Raw genomic sequence first — 17,766 nt, 5'->3', positions numbered from 1 at the left:
GGGGAGTTCGTACCGGCCCGCCCGTCGCCCGGGTCAGATCACCTTCAGCCGCACCAGCGCGCCCAGGGTCAGCGCCCCCGGCAGCAGCGGCAGCCACACCGTGATGACCCGGAACACCAGGACCACCGCCGTGGCGGCCGCCGCGGCCCCGCCCACCGTCACCAGCGCCACGACCAGCGCCGCCTCCACCGAGCCGAGCCCGCCCGGAGTCGGCACCAGCGCCACCGCGACCGTCGCCGCCAGATACGCCACCGCCATGTGCGCCGGCGGCACCGGCAGCCCGAACGCCACACCCACCAGGACCAGCGCGGTCGCCTGCAGCGCGGGGAAGGCCAGCGCACCGCCCCACAGCGCCAGCGCCCGGGAGGGCAGCGCGTGCACCGACCGCGCCTCGCCCAGCGCGGTGCGCAGGAACGAGCACACCGCCGCCCGCAGCCGCCGTACACACGCCAGCACGCCCGCCGCGAGGACCGGCACGGCGACGGCCACCAGCAGCAGCGGACCGAACGCCCCGTCGGGCAGCAGCGAGCCGGGGTCCAGCGCGCCGGGGAACGCGACGAGCAGCGCCGCCAGCAGCCCCACCCGGCCGACGGACTCCGCCAGCAGATACAGCGCCAGGGCGGCCGAGGAGCGGGCTGGCGACAGCCCGCACACCGTCATGAACCGCAGATTGACCGCGCTCGCGCCCAGCCCCGTCGGCAGCAGGTGGTTCGCCGCGCCCGCCGCGAACTGCGTGGCCAGCAGCCGCCGCCCGGGCAGCCGCTCGGGGACCGCGCCCTGCCGGGTGCACGCGGCGGCCACCCAGGTCAGACACGTCGCGCCCGCCGCGGCCAGCAGCCAGGGCCACCGGGCGGTCGCCAGCTGGGCGAAGCCCTCGGCCAGCACCGACCGGTGCCGCACCGCGACCACGGTGACCAGCAGCAGCGGCAGCACGCACAGGATCCGGCGGATCGTCCCCGTCACGACCACCGATCCTGCGCGCCCGGCGCCAACGGCGGATGGCCCCGGCGCGGACGTCCGCCGACGGCCGGGTGGCGGGGCGGGGGCCTCCTTGACCTCAATCATGGTCGAGGTCCTACGTTCTCCTGCATGAGCATGGAGACCACAGCGTGGACACAGCTGCGCAGCGTCATGACCGCCGAGGACCAACACCGTCCCCTCACCAGGGAGACGCTGCGCCGCGTGGGCGCCTTCGCCCGCCCCCACCGCCGCCGTCTCACCCTCTTCGTGCTCCTCGGCACGGCCACCGCGGCGCTCGCCGTCGCGACCCCCGTACTCGCCGGGCGCGTGATGGACGCCATCGTCTCCGGCGGCGACGGGGGCCGGGTGGTCCGCCTGGCCCTGCTCATCGCCGTGATCGCGGTCGTGGAGGCGGCCCTCGGCGTACTCGGCCGCAGACTGTCGGCGGCGCTCGGCGAGGAACTCATCCTCGACCTGCGGACCGCGGTCTTCGACCATGTGCAGCGGATGCCCGTCGCGTTCTTCACACGCACCCGTACGGGAGCGCTCGTCTCCCGTCTCAACAACGACGTCATCGGCGCGCAGCGCGCCTTCAGCAACACCCTGTCGACCGTGGTCGGCAGCCTGGTCACCCTGGTGCTCGCCCTCGCCGTGATGCTCACCCTGTCCTGGCAGATCACCCTGCTCGCCCTGGCGCTGCTGCCCGTGTTCGTGGTCCCGGCCCGGCGCATGGGCCGCCGGATGGCCGGGATGCAGCGCGAGGCCGCCGCCCTGAACGCGGCCATGGGCACCCGGATGACGGAGCGGTTCTCCGCACCGGGCGCCACCCTGGTGAAGCTGTTCGGACGCCCCGAGGAGGAGTCGCTGGAGTTCGCGCTGCGCGCCCGCCGCGTGCGGGACATCGGCATCCGTACGGCCACGGCGCAGACGGTGTTCGTCACCGCGCTGACCCTCGTCTCCGCCCTCGCCCTGGCCCTCGTCTACGGCCTCGGTGGGCGGCTCGCCCTCGCCGGCACCCTGGAGCCCGGCGCGGTGGTGGCCCTGGCGCTGCTGCTGACCCGGCTGTACGCGCCGCTCACCTCGCTCGCCGGCGCCCGGGTGGAGGTGATGAGCGCGCTGGTCAGCTTCGAGCGGGTCTTCGAGGTGCTGGACCTCGAGCCGCTGATCCGGGAGAGGCCGGACGCGCGCGAGGTGCCCGACGGTCCGGTCTCCGTCGAGTTCGACGACGTCCGCTTCGGCTACCCGTCGGCCGACAAGGTCTCCCTGGCGTCCCTGGAGGAGGTCGCCACCCTCGACCAGCGCGGCGGCGACGAGGTCCTGCACGGCGTCTCCTTCCGCGCCGAGCCGGGCAGGACAGTCGCCCTCGTGGGCTCCTCGGGAGCGGGCAAGTCGACCATCGCCCAGCTGCTGCCGCGCCTGTACGACGTCGACGCCGGCGCCGTGCGCGTGGGCGGCGTCGACGTCCGGGACCTGGCCGCGGCGTCGCTGCGGGCCACCCTGGGCATGGTCACCCAGGACGGTCACCTCTTCCACGACACGGTCCGCGCCAACCTGCTGCTGGCCCGCCCGGACGCGGCCGACGCCGACCTGTGGGACGCGCTGCGCCGGGCCCGCCTCGACACCCTCGTGACGTCGCTGCCCGACGGCCTCGACACGGTGGTCGGCGAGCGCGGCTACCGGCTCTCCGGCGGGGAGCGCCAGCGCATGACGATCGCCCGGCTGCTGCTCGCCCGCCAGCGCGTCGTCATCCTCGACGAGGCCACCGCCCACCTGGACAACACCTCCGAGGCGGCCGTGCAGGAGGCGCTCACGGAGGCGCTGGAGGGCAGGACGGCGATCGTGATCGCCCACCGGCTGTCCACCGTCCGCGCCGCCGACCTCATCCTGGTGGTCGAGGCCGGCCGGATCGTGGAACGCGGCACCCACGAGGAACTGCTCGCCGCGGACGGCCGCTACGCCGAGCTGTACCGCACCCAGTTCGAGCAGCAGGCGGGGGAGTCCGCGGCGGCGGTGTAGGACCACGGGATCCCCGCGGGGTGGGTGCCGTCCGGAGACGGCACCCACCCCGCACGCACTCACCGGGCCCGCGTGGCCGCCCCGGCCCGGTCCGGACGGTCCTCCGCGGCGGCGGTCTTCGTCCGCCCGGCGGAGCCCCGGCCCCGGCCGCGGCCCCGGCCGCCCCTGCCCCCGCCCCTGCCCCCGCCCGAGCGCGCGTCGAGCTCGACGGCGAGCGGCGAGGCGGTCAGGACCGACGAGTACGTGCCCACGAGCATGCCGATCAGCAGGGCGAGCGCGAAGTCGGTGAGCGAGTCACCGCCCAGCACGGCCAGCGCGGCCAGAATGAAGATCACACCAATACCGGTGTTGACCGTGCGCGGCACCGTCTGCAGGATCGCCCGGTTGGTGACCTGCGCCAGCGGCGCCTTGCCGTCCTTCCGCCACAGCTCGCGGATCCGGTCGAAGACCACCACGGAGTCGTTCACCGAATAACCGATCACGGTGAGCAGCGCGGCCAGGAACACCCCGTCGATCGGCTTCCCCAGCCAGGCGAAGATGCCGGTGAGGATGACCACGTCGTGGGCCAGCGCGCTCACCGCGCCGGCGCCGAACATCCAGCGGAACCGGAAGGCCAGGTACAGCAGCTGCGCGCCGAGCGCCAGACCGAGCGCGATCAGCGCGTTGCGCCGGAGCTCGTCGCCGAGGCTCGGGCCGATCAGCTCGTCGCGCACCTTCTCCGCACCGCCGCCGACCCCGGCGACGGCGTCGGCCACCTCCACCGCTTGCGCGTTGGTCAGCTCCTCGGTGCGCACCGTCAGCCGGTTCTCCCCGGAGGACTGCACCACGGCCTGCGGGAACCCCGCGTCCGCCAGCGCCTCACGGGCCCGGTCCGGGTCCACGGCGTCGCTGGTGGAGTACTCGATCAGACGGCCGCCGGTGAACTCCACGCCGAAGTTCAACCCGCGCACCACGATGCCCGCGCCGGCGACGACGAGCACGACGGCGGACACCGCCAGCCAGCGCCGCGGACGGCGCATCAGCTGCGGGTCGCGGCGGGTCAGGTAGGTGCGGACCCGGCCGATGGAGGCCAGACCGGTCGTCCGGGGACGGCGGTGCACCCAGCGGCGGGCCACCGCGAACTCCGCGAGCACCCGGGTGATCACCAGGGCGCTGATCATGGAGGCGATGACACCGATGCCCAGGGTGACACCGAAGCCCTTCACCGGACCGGAGGCGAGCACGAACAGCAGCGCCGCCGCGATCAGCGTGGTGACGTTGGAGTCCGCGATGGCGCTGAAGGCGCCCTTGAACCCGGCGGTGAGCGCCGAGCGGCTGCTGGGCCGGTTGCGGGCGCCGTACTCCTCCCGGGCCCGTTCGAAGACCAGCACGTTGGCGTCCACGGCCATGCCGATGGCCAGCACGAAGCCGGCGAGACCGGGCAGGGTCAGGGTCGCGCCCAGGGCCGCCAGACCGGCGTAGGAGATGAGGCCGTAGCAGAGCAGGGCCAGCGTGGCCAGCACACCCATGAGCCGGTAGACCACGATGATGAAGACCGCGGTCAGGGCGGTGCCGACGACGGCGGCCCAGGCACTGGCCTCGATGGCCTCGGCGCCCAGCGTCGGGCCCACGGTCCGCTGCTCCACCGTCTCGACCGGCACCGGCAGGGCGCCGCCGTGCACGAGCAGCGCGAGCTCCTTGGCCTCCTCGTTGGTGAAGGAGCCGGTGATCTGGGTGGACCCTCCGGTGATGCCCGCGCCACAGGCGACGGACGGGTCGACCTGCGGCGAGGAGATGATCTTGTTGTCCAGCACGATCGCGACCCGGCGCTGCGGATCGCCCGCCGGATGGCAGGCGGCCTCGCCGGTCAGCCCGGCCCAGCCCTTGCTGTCCCGGAAGTCCACGGTGACGTGCCAGCCGGCGCCGCCCTGCTGGTCGAAGAGCGCCTCGGCGCCCTTCACGTCCTGGCCCGTGAGCGAGGCCTTCCCCAGGTGCAGCGCCTCGCCCTCCTCGTCGGCCAGGACGCGCTCGCCCTCGGGCAGCTCCTTGTCCGACTGGGCGCCGGGGCCGAGCACCGGGTGCACGGAGAGCTGTGCGGTGCGGCCCAGGACCTCGGCGGCCTGCCGCGGGTCCTGCAGGCCCGGCAGCTCGACGATGATCCGGTTGTCGCCGGAGCGGACGATGCCCGGTTCGGCGACACCGAGCGCGTCGATACGGCCGCGCAGGACCTCCAGGGTGCGGTCGGTGGCCTCGGCGTCGGCGTCGAGGGTTTCGGTGGAGCGGGTCTCCAGCACGATCTGGGTGCCGCCCCGCAGGTCGAGACCCAGACGGACCGGCACGGTGACGGCGATGAACACGGATACGGCGATCACGGCGAGCGCGAACAACGCCCTGACGCGGGCGGGACGTTTCACAGATGCCTCCAGCAGGCACGCGGAAAAAGGAAGAAGAGGGATCTCAGGTGCTGGAGGCCGGGGGCGGTGCCCGCCCGAGATCCGACGGGACGTGCGCGGCGGCCGGCGGCGCGTGCCCGGCCACCGGCGCGGGCCGGGCCGGGCGGGGCGGCACCGGCGGAGTGTGCGCCGCGGTGAAGAGCAGGTGCCCGGCGGGCACCGTCCGCTCGCCGGCGTCCCGCTCCGGCCTGCTGAACAGGGTGCGCGCGCCGACGTAGGCGTCGTCGCCGTGCGGGAGGGTGTCGGAGGAGTACGCCGAGCGGGAGACCGGCGCGGAGAACGCACCGGTGGCGGACACGGGTTCCGTGCCGCCGGTGAACCCGAGGGTCAGCAGTACGGCCGCGAACGCGGCGAGGGCCGCCGAGGCGGCCCGGAACGGAAGGAGGGCGGAGCGTCGCCGCCGGCAGGTCGTCAAGGCTCGACGAGCCCGGCTCGGATCGCGTAGCGGGTCAGCTCGAGGCGGTCCCGCAGACCCAGCTTGTGCAGCAGGTTCTCACGGTGCCGCTGCACCGTCTTGACGCTGATGAACAGCAGTTCGGCGATCTCCTTCGAGGAGTGCCCCTCGGCGACGAGCTTGAGCACCTCCTCCTCGCGCGGGGTCAGCAGCTGCTCGGGAGCCTCCTCGCCGTGCCGGACCCGGTCGAGGTAGTTGCGGATCAGCGCGGTCACCGCGCCCGGGTACAGGAACGGCTCGTCCCGCATCGCGGCCCGGCAGGCGGCGACCAGATCCCGGTCCGCGACGGACTTCAGCACATAGCCGCCGGCCCCGGCCTTGAGCGCCTGGAACAGGTACTGCTCGTTGTCGTGCATCGTCAGCATCAGGATGCGCAGCCCCGGCTTCAGCGCGGTCAGCTCGCGCGCCGCCTGCAGACCGGTCAGCCGGGGCATGGCGATGTCCAGGACGGCCAGGTCGACGTCGTGGGTGCGGGCCATGGCGATCGCCTCCGCCCCGTCACCCGCCTCCGCGACCACCCGCAGGTCCGGCTCCCGGTCGAGGATGAGCCGGACACCGCGCCGCACCAGCGCGTGGTCGTCGGCGAGCAGGATCCGGATCGGCGCGTGCGTCCGGTGGTCGTCGTGGGTGTCCTGGTGGTTCATGACTGCTTCCTGACGGCGGGCACGGTCAGCCGGACGCGGGTGCCGGCCGGTGTGGCGGAGGTGCTGTCGGGGCTGGTGATGTCCAGGCCCGCCCCGATCAGCAGGGCCCGTTCCCGCATCCCGCGGAGTCCGGCGCCCTCGCGCGCGGCGCCGATGCCGCGGCCGTCGTCGCCCACCTCCAGGACGACGCACCCGTCGGCGCCGCGCAGGCTCACCTCCACGCTCCGCGCCTCGGCGTGCCGCGCGGCATTGGTCAGGCTCTCCTGCGCCACCCGGTAGATCACCAGCTCCGTCTCGTGGTCGAGGGAGGGCAGATCGGAGTCGAAGCGGCGCCGCACGCGCAGCCCGGTGTGCGTGGCGAACTCCGTGGCGAGCGAGGTGACCGCGCTCACCAGCCCGAGATCGTCCAGTACGCCGGGACGCAGCCGGCGCACCAGCCGGCGCACCTCGTCCAGGCTCTCCCGGGTGATCTCCTGCGCCTGCTGCAGTTCACCGCGCAGCGGCTGAGACGCCTCGTCGGAAGCCCTCTTCAGGGCCAGCAGCACGGCGGTCATGCTCTGCCCGACCTCGTCGTGCAGCTCCTGGGCGATACGGCGCCGCTCGGCCTCCTGGGCGAGGATCGCGCGGGCGCTGCTCGCGGCGCGTTCCCCCTCCAGCCGCTCCAGCATCGAGTTGAACGTGCTGACCAGCTCGGCGACCTCACCGCCGCCGCGCACGGGCAGCCGCTGACCGGGACGCAGCAGGTCGACGGTGGTCATCAGCCGCGTCACCCGGTCCAGCGGGGCCAGCCCGATGCGCAGCAGCGCCGCGTTGGCGACGAGCATGACGCCCAGGCCGCCCACCAGGATCACCGCCTCGGTGAGCAGCACCGGAACGGACACGGTCACCGGGGCCCACAGCAGCAGCGCGGTGGCACCACCCAGCACCACCGCGTTGAGCCCGAAGATCCGCCAGTACAGGGACACGGAGGTCACGCCTTCCTCTTTCTCGTCTGCCTCTACTGTCGGTCACTCCGCCCCGTTTCGTGGCAGCGGGCCCCATGTCCCGGCGGACACCGGCCAGGGTGCACCGGGGACCGCCCCCGGGTCGATGGGCCACGCGCCCCATTTCCCGAGGCCCGCCCGACCCACTCCCAACGGGGTGGGTCCTCGGACCCGGCACAGATGGGTACCGCGCCCAATGGGCGGGGGGCGGGAAACGGGCGAGGGTGGACTCAACACCCGTACGCCATGAAGGAGGACCTTCCGTGTCGCTCGACCTGCCCCGCACCGAACCCCGTTCCGCGAACCCGGCCGCAGACGAGGTCCGGCAGCGCCTCGAACACGCCCGCTCGACCCGGCTGGCGCAGCTCAAGGCCCTCGACGAAACCGGGCAGAGCCCCGAGGACCACCTGATGTCGACGCAGAAGGACGCCATCAAGCGGGTCCTCGCCGAGATCGACGACGCCTTCGCCCGCGTCGACGGCGGCACCTACGGCACCTGCCTCGGCTGCTCCAAGGCCGTACCGCCGGAGCGGCTGGAGATCCTCCCGCACACCCGGTACTGCGTGGCCTGCCAGCGCCGCGCGGCCTGACCGCATCCGTCCTCCTCTCCCGCTCTGCCCAAGGGGTGCAGTGGTGACCCATCAGACCATCGGTGAGCGCGACTCGGTCCTCACCTCCGAGGACCTCGCCGCGCTGCGCGAGAACCTGCACGAGCAGCAGCTGTTCCGGCAGGAGCAGCTGCGGCAGTTCGCCACCTACTCCTCGAGCCGTGCCGACGACCGGCGCCGGCAGTCGGACGCCGCCCAGATCGAGGTCGGCATCAAGCTGGCGGCCTCCGCCCGCATGGTGCTCGCCGACGTCGAGGCGGCGCTCGCCCGGATGGACTCCGGCGACTACGGCGTCTGCCACCTGTGCCGCCGGACCGTCGAACGCCACCGCCTGCTGATCGTCCCCCAGGCCCGCTACTGCGGGCGCTGCCAGCAGGTGAGGGAGGCCGGCCGGTGACCGTGATCCGGCGCCCCCGCACGGCTCCGCCACGGCACCGGTACTGGCCGCTGTGCCGGCGCTGCTCAGGTATCGCTCTCGACCTGGGCAGCGCCCGCACACGCGCGTGGATCGCCGGACGGGGCATGGTCCTCGACGTGCCCACCGTGACCTTCCCCGGCTCGGGGGCCGTGCACCCCATCCAGCGCGGCACCATCGTGGACACCCCCGGCACCGCCCGGATGCTGGACCGGCTGCTGGGGCACCGGCTGCCCCGCATCGGCCGCCCGCTGGTCGTCGTCACGGCGCCGGTCCTGGACGGGCTCGCCTTCCGGACCGAGGCCCGCACGGCGGTCGAGGTCCTCCGTCCGCGCGCGGTGCTGACGGTCCCGGGCGCGCGGGCGGTGGCCCTCGCGGCCGGCGCCGACCACGTCCGGCCGCTGCTGGTCGTGGACATCGGCGCGCACCTCACCGAGGTGGTGCTGCTCGCGGACGGCGCGGTCACCGACGCCCGCCGCACCGCGCTGGGCACCGCCGACCTGGCCGACGGCACGCCGCCCGGCGACATCTCCGACGCCGTGGTCGACATGGTGACCGCGATGCTGCGGCAGGACCGAACCTCGCTCACCCGTACCGCCCTGCGCCGGGGCGTCCTCCTGGCGGGCGGGGGCGCGCTGCGGCCCGACGTCACCGGCGACCTCCCCGGCAGCCTCGGCTGCCCGGTCCAGCAGGTGCCGTCCCCGCACACCGCGGCCGTCCGGGGCGCCGCCCGCCTGCTCGCCGCGGCGCACAACCACCCCTCGGACACCGGGACCCGCTGACCCACCCACCCCAGCTGCCTGCGACCCAACCCGGAAGGAGCCATGACGTGGCGGGCGAGATACCTCCGGCACAGCCGCCCCCCGGCCCACCCCCGCGGCCCCTGCTGTGGCGCTGGCGGCCCAACCCCCTGCGCCGGCGCACCGACACCCTCCAGGCCTGGTTCGGCCTCGGGGTGCTGGTCGCCGTACTGGCCGTGGCGCCCGTGGCCGCGGTGCTGGTGGGCGACGCGGCCCGCGGCCACTACGAGGACACCGCCCGCCACCAGAACCAGACCCGGCACCAGACGGACGCGACCCTCACCAGGGACGCCCCCCGTCACCCCGAACCGGGCTCGGACGAGGAGAAGAAGACCCGCTACCCGGTCGACGTCCACGTCGTCACCCGGGACGGGCGGGTCCGCACCACGCGGACGGAGGTCCAGCCGGGACTGACCGCGGGCAACACCGTCCGCATCTGGGTCACCGCCGACGGCGAGGCGTCGGAGCCGCCGCTGACCCGCAAGGAGGTCCGCAGCCGTGCCATGGGCTGGGCCCTCCTCGCCGCCATCGGCGTCGCCCTCACCGGAGCCGCCGCCCACGCCCTGACCGGCCTCGCCCTGCGCCGCCGCAACCTCGACGAGTGGGACATCGCCTGGGCGGAGACGGCCCCGCGCTGGACGACCCCCACCTGAGCCGGCGTCACCGGGACTCGGAGGAGCCCCGGACACCGCCCGTCCGCGACACGAAGCCCGGACGCCTAACAGGCGCCCGGGCTTCGTGCTTGTTGGGGGTGCTCGAAAGTTTCGATGACTGTCCATCATGCTTCGTTCTGTAGTGGGCTCGCACTATCCGGACCCTCGACTCAACCGGTCCTGGATTCATTTTGAGCTGCGGCAATCCGGATCCTTCCGGGCCGTGGAGCGAACGAAGGATTCGAAACATCTACCGAAACTGTTGACGGTCGACGCGCACAGACCAACACTGTCCGGCATCGCACCCCCCACCGAGCCGTCACAGGAGGCGCACCCCATGCACCCGTCAGCCCACCCGAGAGTCCGCGGTCGCGGCCGCCCGCTGCCGAGCGTCAGAAGCGTCTGGACCATCGCGCTCGCCGCCGTCACCGCGCTCCTCCTCACCGGCACCGCCACCGCGGCCCCGGTCATCACCACGAACCAGACGGGCACCAACAACGGTTACTACTACTCGTTCTGGACCGACGCCCAGGGAACCGTCTCCATGGACCTGGGCTCCGGCGGCGGTTACAGCACCCAGTGGAGCAACACCGGCAACTTCGTGGCCGGCAAGGGCTGGAGCACCGGCGGCCGCAAGACCGTCAACTACTCCGGCTCCTTCAACCCGTCCGGCAACGCGTACCTGACGCTCTACGGATGGACCACCGGCCCGCTCGTCGAGTACTACATCGTCGACAACTGGGGCACCTACCGGCCCACCGGCACCTACAAGGGCACCGTCACCAGCGACGGCGGCACGTACGACATCTACAAGACGACCCGGTACAACGCCCCCTCCATCGAGGGCACCAAGACCTTCGACCAGTACTGGTCCGTCCGGCAGTCCAAGCGCACGGGCGGCACCATCACCAGCGGCAACCACTTCGACGCCTGGGCACGCAACGGCATGAACCTCGGCAACCACAACTACATGATCATGGCCACCGAGGGCTACCAGAGCAGCGGCAGCTCCAGCATCACGGTCGGTGAGTCCGGCTCCGGCGGAGGCGGTGGCGGCGGTGGCGGCGGCACCGGCGGCTGCGCCGCGACACTGTCGGCCGGTGAGAAGTGGGGCGACCGGTACAACCTCAACGTCTCGGTCAGCGGCTCCAGCAACTGGACCGTGACGATGAAGGTCCCCTCGCCCGCGAAGGTCTCCGCCACCTGGAACGCCGCCGCGTCCTACCCCGACAGCCAGACGCTCGTCGCCAAGTCCAACGGCAGCGGCAACAACTGGGGCGCCACCATCCAGACCAACGGCAACTGGAACTGGCCGACGGTCTCCTGCGCCGCGGGCTGACCACACGAGGAGGAGCACCGCACATGAGCACCGGAAAACGACAGCCGGCCACGCGGTCCCTGGTGTCGGGGCTGGCCGTCGCCGCCCTGACCGTGGCGGGCACCGCCACCGCCACCCTCAACGCCGCACCGTCGCACGCCGCCGCCTGCAACGGATACGTCGGACTCACCTTCGACGACGGCCCCTCGACCGGCAGCACCACCAACCTGCTCAACGCGCTCCGCCAGAACGGGCTGCGGGCCACCATGTTCAACCAGGGCCAGTACGCCGCCGCCAACCCGTCCCTGGTCAAGGCCCAGGTGGACGCCGGGATGTGGGTCGCCAACCACAGCTACACCCACCCGCACATGACCCAGCTCAGCCAGGCGCAGATGGACTCGGAGATCTCCCGCACCCAGCAGGCGGTGGCGGCCGCCGGCGGCGGCACACCGAAACTGTTCCGCCCGCCGTACGGCGAGACCAACTCCACGCTGCGCTCGGTGGAGGCGAAGTACGGCCTGACCGAGGTCATCTGGGACGTCGACTCGCAGGACTGGAACAACGCGAGCACCGACGCGATCGTGGGGGCCGCCTCCCGGCTGAGCGACGGCCAGGTCATCCTGATGCACGACTGGCCGGCCAACACTATCGCCGCGATCCCTCGCATCGCCCAGAACCTGGCGTCGCGGGGCCTGTGCGCCGGCATGATCTCCCCGCAGACCGGCCGCGCCGTCGCCCCCGACGGCTCCGGCGGCGGTGGGGGAGGGGGCGGCGGTGGCGGCACCGCATGCACCGCGACCCTGTCGGCGGGCAGCCGCTGGGCCGACCGCTACAACCTCAACGTCTCGGTCGGCGGCTCCGGCAACTGGACCGTGACGATGAAGGTGCCGTCCCCGGCGAAGGTCTCCGCGACCTGGAACGTCAGCACCTCCTACCCCGACAGCCAGACCCTCGTCGCCAGGTCCAACGGCAGCGGCGACAACTGGGGCGTGACGATCCAGGCCAACGGCAACTGGAACTGGCCGACCGTCACCTGCCTCACGAACTGAGCAACGGGCGAGCCGCGGCGAACACCCATGCCGCGGCTCGCCCCGTGCCGGTCACAGATGTTCGCGGAACCAGTCGGCGGCGAGCGCCGCGACCTGCTCCAGCGCGCCCGGCTCGGGAAACAGATGGGTGGCGCCGGGCACCACATGGATACGGTGCGGCGCGGTCAGCATGCCGGCCGCGCGGCGGTTGAGGCCGAGCACCGTCTCGTCGTCCCCGCCCACGACCAGCAGCACCGGGCACGACACCAGGCCGAGCGCGTCGCCCGCCAGGTCCGGGCGCCCGCCCCGGGAGACGACCGCCGCCACCCGCCCGGGCCGCTCGGTGGCCGCCACCAGCGCCGCCGCCGCTCCCGTGCTCGCCCCGAACAGACCCACCGGAAGGTCCATGGTGTCCGCGCGCCGCTCCAGCCAGTCGACGGCATGCGCGAGCCGTCCGGCCAGCAGGCCGATGTCGAAGCGGTGCCGACCCGTGGCGTCGTCCTCGCGTTCCTCCTCCGGGGTCAGCAGGTCCAGCAGCAGCGTCCCGAACCCCGCCTCCCGCAACGCGGCGGCGACCGCCCGGTTGCGGGGGCTGAGCCGCGAGCTGCCGCTGCCGTGCGCGAACAGCACCGCCCCGCGCGCCCCGCGGGGGATCTCGAGGTCCCCGGGCAGCGCCGCCCCGCCCGAGGGAACACTCACCGATGCGGAGACCATGTCCGGTCACCTCCTGGGAAACACACGCGTCAGTCCGCGTCCTCCGCGGCCCGGCCCACGGGCAGCAGACCGCCGATGTCCTTGGGCAGCGCGGCCGCCACCTTCTCCGTCAGCTCCGGGGTGAGCGCCGCGTCGAGCACCTCCAGCACGGCGGCCGCCTCGCGCACGGCGGCGTCCTCGTCCGTCTCCGCGCGCCCGGCGATCCGTCCGGCGAAGGTGGTCAGGTCGAAGCGCTCACCCGGTGTGGTCTCCCGCATGGGGGAGGCCAGCGTCGGCGGCAGCTGGGCGGCCACATGGCCCGCCAGCCCGGACGGCAGCCGCTCGGCGAGGGTGCTCAGCACCGCCCGCGTCGCCCGCTCGGACGACCCCCGGTCCGGCAGCCGGGTGAGAGCCTGCACTTTTCCGATGAACTCGTCGTGCCGCATGAGGCGGCGTCCTTCCTCATGGCGCGCGCGCGATGGTGCGCTCGCCATGATGCGGTCGTCGGCGGTGGGCAACCGCCCGAGTACCCGGAATGCGGTCCTCCAACGAGTGCCGGTTTGTCACCGCCGGCGAGGGCTACCCGGCCGGTCCCGACGCCGCGGAGGAGGTGTCCGGTGTGGCGGGACGACAGACGAATGGCCGACAGACGACTTCCGGCCGCGAGCCGGTCTCCCGGGACCGCTCCGGAACGATCGGCCGCCGCTCCCCGCGGACCGGCACCGAACCGGTCACCGCGCGCAGCCCGCTGCGGCTGCGCCTGCTGCTCGCCGCGGTCTTCCTCCCCCTCTTCGTCGCGGGCGCCGTATTGTTCGGCGTCTGGGCCGCCCTGTCCGGCGCCGGGGACAGCCCGGGCCGCGGCCCGCTGATACTCCTCGCCGCCGTCTGCGGAGTGCTCGCGCTGACCGCGCTCCTCGACCTGCTGGTCGTACTGCGCCGACTGCGCCGGGAGCGGGGCGCCTCCTGAGGGGCCCCGACCGACTCCGGGTGACGCTCCGTGACGCCCCGGACACCGATCGCGGCCGCGCCGCCGCACCCGGCGGGCCGGGTCACGACGACTCGCGCACCACCAGTTCCGTGGGCAGCGTCCGCTGCTGGCGGGGCCCGCCGTGCCGGGTGATGCCGGTGAGGATCCTGGCCATGGTGCGGCCTATCTCCTCCACCGGCTGACGCACCGTCGTCAGCGGCGGGGCGGTGTGCCGGGCGAGGATGGAGTCCTCGAAGCCGACGACGGCCACATCGCCCGGTACCTGTCGTTTCCACCGGCGCAATTCGGCCAGGGCCCCGACCGCCATGAGGTCGGAGGCGGCGAAGACGGCGTCCAGGTCCGGCGCGCGTTCAAGTAGCGAACGCATCGCGCGGCAGGCGCCCTCCTCCGTGAAGTCGCCCACCTCGACCAGGCGCTCGTCCGCGGACACCCCCGCCTCCCGGTGGGCGGTGCGCCAGCCGGCGAGCCGGCTGCGGCCGACGTCCATGTCGAGCGGTCCGGTGATCGTGGCGATCCGGGTCCGGCCGCGGTGCAGCAGGTGCCGTACGGCGGCGGCCGCCCCGCCGGAGTTGTCGGAGTCGACGTAGCTCAGCCGCTCGTCCGCGTCGCGGCGGCCGGCCAGCACGGTGGGCAGTCCCATCTCGTCCAGCATGCCGGGCAGCCGGTCGTCGGCGTGCACGGAGACCAGCAGCACACCGTCCACCCGGCGCGTCGCCACCGACTCCGTGAGCTGGTCGCGCTCGGCCTGGTCGCGGACCAGCATCAGCTGCAGCTGGGTCCGGCTCTCCGCGAGCGCGCCGCTGACGCCGCGGATCAGCGCGGCGAAGAACGGCTCCGAACCGAGCCGGCTCTCCGATTCCGGGATCACCAGGGCCACCGCGTTGGTGCGGTTGGTCACCAGGCCGCGGGCGACGGAGTTGGGTACGTAGTTCAGTTCCTTGATCGCTGCCAGCACCCTCGCGCGGGCGTCGGCACTCACCAGGTCCGAGCCGTTGACGACACGGGAGACCGTGGTGCGCCCCACGCCGGCGCGGGCGGCGACCGTTTTGATGGTCGGACGGCGGTTGCCGGTCATGTGCTCCCCCCTGTGCGGCCGCGGCGGTGATGCCGGCCGCGGAGGTGACCTGCGGCAATTCTTGCAGACGCCGTCGACGGCACAGCACCCCCCGCTCCCGGTCGGCTCACCGAACGCCCTCCGTCGGCGGACGAGTTGGGTTCAAGTCATTGACAGACCCGTCCGCTTGCCATGAGTCTTCGTTGCGCGGTGGGAACGTGCCCACCATCAGTTGGGCACGTTCCCACGTCCGTCAGAGCCGCTGTAGCCATCGCAGAACTCGACGCTCCGATGTGTCAGCGCCGTCGCTAGGAGGAGATCCATGGGCACTCTCGGTTCACCGCGCAGGAAGGCGCTGGCGACGGTCGCGGCCGCCGGCGCGCTGGCGCTCGTCGCCGGCTGCGGCGGCAGCGACGACTCGGCCACCGGCGGGGGCAAGAAGGACGGCAAGGTCACCATCACCATGGGCCTGTACGGGGTGATGGGCATCAAGGAGACGGGTCTCCTGGAGCAGTACGAGAAGGAGAACCCGGATGTCGACATCAAGGCCGAGATCGCCGGTGACGAGCAGACGTACTACACCGCGCTGCAGACCAGGCTCGCCGCAGGCAAGGGCCTGAAGGACATCCAGGGCATCGAGATCGGCCGGGCCAAGGAGATCACCGAGACCCAGTCGGACAAGTTCGCGGACTTCTCCGGCGTGGCGGGCACCGACCACTTCCTGCCCTGGAAGGAGTCCCAGATCAGCACCGCGGACGGCAAGGTGCTGGGCCTGGGCACCGACATCGGCCCGATGGCCGTCTGCTACCGCAAGGACTACTTCGAGCAGGCCGGCCTGCCCACCGACCGGGAGGAGGTCGGCAAGCTCTGGGAGGGCGACTGGAGCAAGTACGTCGAGGTCGGCCGCGCCTTCAAGAAGGACTTCAAGGGCGACAAGGTGGCGTTCACGGACTCGGCCAGCGGCCTGTTCAACGCCATGGTCTACGGCCACCCCGAGCAGTACTACGACGAGAAGGGCGAGCTGATCTACGACAGCAACCCGGCCGTCAAGGATGCCTGGACGCTGTCCGCCGACGCCGCCGAGGACGGACTGACCGCCAAGCTCCGCCAGTTCCAGCCGGGCTGGGACCCCGGCCTGGCCAACGGCACGTTCGCGACCGCGGTCTGCCCGGCCTGGATGCTCAGCCACATCAGCGAGAAGGCCGGCGCCGCGAACAAGGGAAAGTGGGACGTGGCCAGGGCGCCCAAGGGCGCCAACTGGGGCGGGTCCTTCCTCGGCGTGGTCGAGCAGAGCCCGGTGAAGGAGGAGGCCAAGAAGCTCGTCGCGTGGCTGACCGCGCCGGAGCAGCAGGCCCACATCTTCAAGGAGATCGGCAACATCCCGTCCTCACGGGAGGCGCTGGAGAACGCCGACGTGAAGGGCGCCAAGTCGGAGTACTTCAGCGACGCGCCGATCGGCGAGATCTTCGGCGCCGCCGCGCAGGAGATCCCGGACAAGCAGGTCCTCGGCCGCAAGGACGGAACGATCAAGGACACCTTCTCCCAGGGCCTGGCCCTGGTCGAGCAGGGCACCAAGCGTGACGAGGCGTGGAAGACCACCACGGAGCGCATCGAGAAGGCGGTCGGCTGACCGGCAGCCCCCAGGAGCCCCGGGCCCGTCCGGCATCCCGCCGGCGGGTCCGGGCCCGGCTCGCACATCCGCTCTCAGGAAGGGAAGTCCGGTGGCCACCTCCACCACCAAGGCCCTGGCCGGCGAGGAGCCGCCGGCCCCGCCCGGCGCGGCGGGCGCCGGGAAGACCGCCCGCCGGCGCGGCGCATGGCTGCACCTGCTGGACGTCAAGGGCGCCCCCTACGCGTTCGTCGCACCGTTCTTCGTCGTCTTCGCCGCGTTCAGCTTCTACCCGCTCGTCTACACGTCGTGGATCTCCCTGCACGACGTGGAACTGGCCACCCTCGACGTGATGGAGTGGGTGGCGTTCGACAACTACGTGGAACTCTGGGGCGATTCACGGTTCTGGAACGCCCTGCAGAACACCTTCACCATCGGCGTCGTCTCCACGGTGCCGCAGCTGCTGATGGCCCTCGGTCTGGCGCACCTGCTCAACTATCGGATGCGCGCCTCGCTGTTCTTCCGCGTCGCCTCGCTGGTCCCCTACGCCACCTCGGTCGCCGCCGCCGCGCTCGTCTTCACCATGATCTTCGAACGCGACTTCGGCATGATCAACTGGATGCTCGGCTCGGTCGGCGTCGACCCGGTGGACTGGGAGGCCGACAAGTGGCCCGCCCAGGTGGCGATCTCCACCATCGTCATCTGGCGCTGGACCGGCTACAACGCCCTGCTCTATCTGGCCGCCATGCAGGCCATCCCCGCCGACCGCTACGAGGCGGCCTCCCTCGACGGGGCGTCCCGGTGGAAGCAGTTCACCCATGTCACGGTGCCCGGGATCCGCTCCACCATCGTCTTCACCATCGTGCTCTCCACGATCGGCGCCACCCAGCTCTTCGGCGAACCGCTGATCTTCGGTCAGGGGCCCAACGGCGTCACCGGCGGCGCGGACAACCAGTACCAGACGCTGGGCCTGCTGCTGTACGAGGAGGGCTGGAAGAACTACCAGATGGGCCGCTCGGCGACCGTCGCCTGGGCGATGTTCCTGCTGCTCGTCCTCGCCTTCGCGGCACAGCGGCTCATCACGTTCCTGCGCTCCCGCGCGTCCTGACCT

At 72.8% G+C, this 17,766-nt stretch carries 18 protein-coding genes; 10 read left to right on the top strand and 8 right to left on the bottom strand.

The genetic code is table 11. The annotated features are described in order from the left end of the window. Positions 1-33 precede the first annotated feature (33 nt). Positions 34-933, bottom strand: a complete 900-nt coding sequence (locus CNQ36_RS03690) for a lysylphosphatidylglycerol synthase transmembrane domain-containing protein (protein ID WP_121548353.1) — start codon at positions 931-933, stop codon at positions 34-36. A 156-nt stretch (positions 934-1,089) separates the two neighbouring features. Between CNQ36_RS03690 and CNQ36_RS03685 the strand changes: the two genes are divergently transcribed. Then, entirely contained in the window at positions 1,090-2,976 is a 1,887-nt protein-coding gene (locus CNQ36_RS03685; protein WP_121544913.1) for an ABC transporter ATP-binding protein, read from the top strand. 59 nt (positions 2,977-3,035) lie between these two features. Here the strand turns inward: CNQ36_RS03685 and secD are convergent, their stop codons facing one another. Genes secD through CNQ36_RS03670 form a run of 4 tightly spaced genes read right to left on the bottom strand, consistent with a single transcriptional unit; the run spans position 3,036 to position 7,480 of the window. After that, the gene (gene secD, locus CNQ36_RS03680) at positions 3,036-5,369 is read right to left on the bottom strand and encodes a protein translocase subunit SecD (RefSeq protein WP_163013192.1); all 2,334 of its coding nucleotides are present in this window, start codon (positions 5,367-5,369) and stop codon (positions 3,036-3,038) included. 43 nt (positions 5,370-5,412) lie between these two features. Then, positions 5,413-5,823, bottom strand: coding sequence for a hypothetical protein (locus CNQ36_RS34585; RefSeq protein WP_163013191.1), 411 nt, complete (start codon positions 5,821-5,823; stop codon positions 5,413-5,415). Next, positions 5,820-6,506, bottom strand: a complete 687-nt coding sequence (locus CNQ36_RS03675; RefSeq protein ID WP_121544912.1) for a response regulator — start codon at positions 6,504-6,506, stop codon at positions 5,820-5,822. The genes CNQ36_RS34585 and CNQ36_RS03675 overlap by 4 nt, the downstream gene beginning before the upstream one ends. Beyond that, positions 6,503-7,480 (bottom strand): HAMP domain-containing sensor histidine kinase, encoded by a 978-nt coding sequence (locus CNQ36_RS03670; protein WP_121544911.1) that lies wholly within the window; start codon positions 7,478-7,480, stop codon positions 6,503-6,505. Before CNQ36_RS03670 ends, CNQ36_RS03675 begins: the two co-directional genes overlap by 4 nt. A 272-nt stretch (positions 7,481-7,752) precedes the next feature. On the opposite strand from CNQ36_RS03670, the gene CNQ36_RS03665 reads away from it, so the two are divergent. From CNQ36_RS03665 to CNQ36_RS03640, 6 genes are all read left to right on the top strand, one after another. Beyond that, positions 7,753-8,079, top strand: a complete 327-nt coding sequence (locus CNQ36_RS03665; RefSeq protein ID WP_004935159.1) for a TraR/DksA family transcriptional regulator — start codon at positions 7,753-7,755, stop codon at positions 8,077-8,079. A gap of 43 nt (positions 8,080-8,122) precedes the next feature. Continuing rightward, the gene (locus tag CNQ36_RS03660) at positions 8,123-8,494 is read left to right on the top strand and encodes a TraR/DksA family transcriptional regulator (protein ID WP_004935162.1); all 372 of its coding nucleotides are present in this window, start codon (positions 8,123-8,125) and stop codon (positions 8,492-8,494) included. Continuing rightward, entirely contained in the window at positions 8,491-9,294 is an 804-nt protein-coding gene (locus CNQ36_RS03655) for an acetate and sugar kinases/Hsc70/actin family protein (RefSeq protein WP_050782564.1), read from the top strand. The genes CNQ36_RS03660 and CNQ36_RS03655 overlap by 4 nt, the downstream gene beginning before the upstream one ends. 47 nt (positions 9,295-9,341) lie before the next feature. Then, complete coding sequence (locus tag CNQ36_RS03650) at positions 9,342-9,965, top strand: Rv1733c family protein (protein WP_121544910.1); 624 nt, start codon at positions 9,342-9,344, stop codon at positions 9,963-9,965. 337 nt (positions 9,966-10,302) lie between these two features. Further along, a complete protein-coding gene (locus CNQ36_RS03645) occupies positions 10,303-11,304 on the top strand; it encodes a glycoside hydrolase family 11 protein (protein ID WP_121544909.1) in 1,002 nt (333 codons plus the stop codon). A 23-nt stretch (positions 11,305-11,327) separates the two neighbouring features. After that, on the top strand, positions 11,328-12,332 hold the full coding sequence (locus CNQ36_RS03640; protein ID WP_121544908.1) for a polysaccharide deacetylase family protein: 1,005 nt from the start codon (positions 11,328-11,330) through the stop codon (positions 12,330-12,332). A gap of 51 nt (positions 12,333-12,383) precedes the next feature. On the opposite strand, the gene CNQ36_RS03635 is transcribed toward CNQ36_RS03640, so the two are convergent. Both CNQ36_RS03635 and CNQ36_RS03630 read right to left on the bottom strand, forming a co-directional pair. Further along, positions 12,384-13,025 (bottom strand): dienelactone hydrolase family protein, encoded by a 642-nt coding sequence (locus CNQ36_RS03635; protein WP_004935171.1) that lies wholly within the window; start codon positions 13,023-13,025, stop codon positions 12,384-12,386. A gap of 29 nt (positions 13,026-13,054) precedes the next feature. Next, positions 13,055-13,450 (bottom strand): DUF2267 domain-containing protein, encoded by a 396-nt coding sequence (locus CNQ36_RS03630; RefSeq protein WP_121544907.1) that lies wholly within the window; start codon positions 13,448-13,450, stop codon positions 13,055-13,057. A gap of 248 nt (positions 13,451-13,698) precedes the next feature. Here CNQ36_RS03630 and CNQ36_RS03625 point away from each other — a divergent pair, with 248 nt between their 5' ends. Then, positions 13,699-13,971: a DUF6343 family protein gene (locus tag CNQ36_RS03625; RefSeq protein ID WP_121548351.1), complete on the top strand. Its 273-nt coding sequence runs from the start codon at positions 13,699-13,701 to the stop codon at positions 13,969-13,971. Between the two features lie 82 nt (positions 13,972-14,053). Here the strand turns inward: CNQ36_RS03625 and CNQ36_RS03620 are convergent, their stop codons facing one another. Continuing rightward, positions 14,054-15,067 (bottom strand): LacI family DNA-binding transcriptional regulator, encoded by a 1,014-nt coding sequence (locus CNQ36_RS03620; protein WP_004935174.1) that lies wholly within the window; start codon positions 15,065-15,067, stop codon positions 14,054-14,056. A 301-nt stretch (positions 15,068-15,368) separates the two neighbouring features. Here CNQ36_RS03620 and CNQ36_RS03615 point away from each other — a divergent pair, with 301 nt between their 5' ends. Together CNQ36_RS03615 and CNQ36_RS03610 are read left to right on the top strand one after the other, a co-directional pair. Next, entirely contained in the window at positions 15,369-16,676 is a 1,308-nt protein-coding gene (locus tag CNQ36_RS03615) for an ABC transporter substrate-binding protein (RefSeq protein ID WP_004935176.1), read from the top strand. A gap of 91 nt (positions 16,677-16,767) precedes the next feature. Further along, a complete protein-coding gene (locus tag CNQ36_RS03610; protein WP_004935178.1) occupies positions 16,768-17,763 on the top strand; it encodes a carbohydrate ABC transporter permease in 996 nt (331 codons plus the stop codon). Positions 17,764-17,766 lie beyond the last annotated feature (3 nt).

This window comes from Streptomyces fungicidicus, assembly GCF_003665435.1.
In the GTDB taxonomy this organism is placed as follows: domain Bacteria; phylum Actinomycetota; class Actinomycetes; order Streptomycetales; family Streptomycetaceae; genus Streptomyces; species Streptomyces fungicidicus.
The sequence above is the reverse complement of the archived record's forward strand: the minus strand, read 5'-3'. Positions and strand labels throughout refer to the sequence as shown.